Origin of the sequence: Campylobacter concisus (genome assembly GCF_902460625.1) — a bacterium.
Lineage (GTDB): Bacteria > Campylobacterota > Campylobacteria > Campylobacterales > Campylobacteraceae > Campylobacter_A > Campylobacter_A concisus_AD.
The window spans coordinates 1-2,166 of sequence record NZ_CABPUT010000025.1; the positions used below are offsets into that span (position 1 = coordinate 1).

Genomic DNA, 2,166 nt, shown 5'->3' on the forward strand with positions numbered 1-2,166 from the left:
ATTTAATATAAAAAAATATAAAATCGTATCTTAATTTTTTGTAAAAGGAAAGTAAATGCGCTCAATTGCAAACAAAATATCTTTAATGCTCATACTGGCATTATTCATATCATTCTCGCTAATATCTTTAGCTAGCTATAACACAGCTCATGATAAAGCCATTGAGTTAGTAATACAAACTCAAAAGCAAATCTTAAAAGATGTGAAAATCACACTAAATAGCTTTTTTACCAATAATCAGTATGCTATAGAGAAAATGGCTGAGACTCTCAGTAAGATAAGCGAGAAAAGTGATGGCTCGATGAATGCTGATGGTATAAATTTAGCTTTATCTCAAGCAAAAGCTATATCTGGAAAAGAGATCACTCTTGTTTACGCTGGATATGAGGATGGGTCTATGTTTAGATCAAATGGGCAAAATAAAGCTGGATATGACCCAAGAGTTAGAGGATGGTATAAACAAGCTAAAGCCGAGAATAAACCGATATATACTGATCCATATATGGCAGCTTCATTAAATGCTATGGTTATAACCTTTGCTGCACCTATTAAAAATATTGGAGTTACGGGCATAGATGCATCTATTGAGGAGTTGAGCAATAATATATCGCAAATCAGTAAAACTGAATACAGCTATGCTTTTGTTACAGATCAAAATGGCAACGTTATAATGCACCCAAATAAAGAATTAGTCGGCAAACCTCACGAGATCGCAAAGAGTCTAATAAAACAATATAATGAAAAGAAATTTGATGAAAATGGATTGATAGCATATAAAAATACAAAAGGCGAAGATGTCTATGCTTATATGTTAGAGATAAATGACAAAGGTTGGTTGGCAATAACAGCAATGGATCAAAATATCTTTAGCTCGCATACTTTGCCTATTTTAAAAGTTCAGATTATTTTAGCCTTTATATTTATAGTTGTCTTGTCTGCGTTTGTATATTTCTTGCTAAAAAGATCGCTTAATCCTATTAAAACTATTACAGATGCTTTGGTTAGTTTCTTTAGATTTTTAAATTTCGAGATAAAAGAGCCAGTTGTTTCAAAGGTAGCAACAAAAGATGAATTTGGCGTAATGAGCAAACTAATAAATGATAATATTGCTAAAATTTTTGACAATGCCGATCAAGACTCTAGAGTGGTATCTCAATCTGTTGAGACTGCAAAGGCGATAGAAAATGGAAATTTAAAAGCAAGAATAGTAGATGTTCCAGCTAATCCAAAACTAATTGAATTAAAAGATGTCTTAAATAAAATGCTAGATGTTTTGGAGAAAAGAGTTGGTAGCGATTTAAATATGATCCAAAAAACTTTTAATGATTTTAGAAATTCTGATTTTACTTCAAGAATTTTGGACGCCAAAGGAAATGTCGAACTAGTAACAAATGAGCTTGGCGAAGAGATAGCTAATATGCTTGCGTTTAACTTAAAACAAGCACAATTCTTAGAAGAAAAAGCCAAAAATTTAGATGCATCAATGAAGCAAGTAACTCAAGGTGCTAGCACACAAGCAAATTTTCTCCAAGAAAGTGCTGCTGCGATCGAACAAATGAGTAGCTCGATGAGCGCAATTAGTCAAAAGACTGTAGATGTTATAAAACAATCTGAAGAGATTAAAAATATCATCGTTATTATTAGAGATATAGCTGATCAAACCAATCTACTTGCTCTAAACGCTGCTATCGAGGCAGCGCGTGCTGGTGAGCATGGACGAGGTTTTGCTGTAGTTGCGGATGAAGTTAGAAAACTAGCTGAACGAACTCAAAAATCACTTGGTGAGATCGAAACTAATGCAAATATACTTACTCAAAGCATTAACGAGATGAGTGAGAGCATCAGAGAGCAAAGCGAAGGCATAAATATGATAAATCAAAGTGTAAGCCAGATAGATAGCATTACAAAGCAAAATGTTGATATCGTGAGCTCAACGAATGAAATCACCGCCCAAATCGATCAAATGGCTAAGACAATAGTAGCTGATGTTAAAAAGAATAAATTTTAACCTTGCGGCTTGATATTTAAAATTTCATTAATATTTCATCCTCAAAATTTGAGGATGAAAATAACTCCTTTTTATCTCTAATCTTAAAATTATTTTTTGTTTTATAAATATAATAAAATTTTTAAAAATTATCTAATATTTATAGCTTTATAGTGATA

Annotated in this window: 1 protein-coding gene and 1 pseudogene; both read left to right on the forward strand. The window is 32.2% G+C overall.

Annotation, left to right across the window (positions count from 1 at the left end):
* Positions 1 to 85: 85 nt before the first annotated feature.
* Positions 86 to 856, forward strand: a pseudogene (locus F3G69_RS09670) (cache domain-containing protein); the annotation flags it as partial.
* A gap of 627 nt (positions 857 to 1,483) precedes the next feature.
* Entirely contained in the window at positions 1,484 to 2,008 is a 525-nt protein-coding gene (locus tag F3G69_RS09675) for a methyl-accepting chemotaxis protein (RefSeq protein ID WP_410470301.1), read from the forward strand.
* Positions 2,009 to 2,166: the final 158 nt, after the last annotated feature.

Coding starts and splice junctions, on each gene's coding strand:
- F3G69_RS09675 (WP_410470301.1), top strand. CDS start 1,484: ATGAAGCAAGTAACTCAAGGTGCTAGCACACAAGCAAATTTTCTCCAA.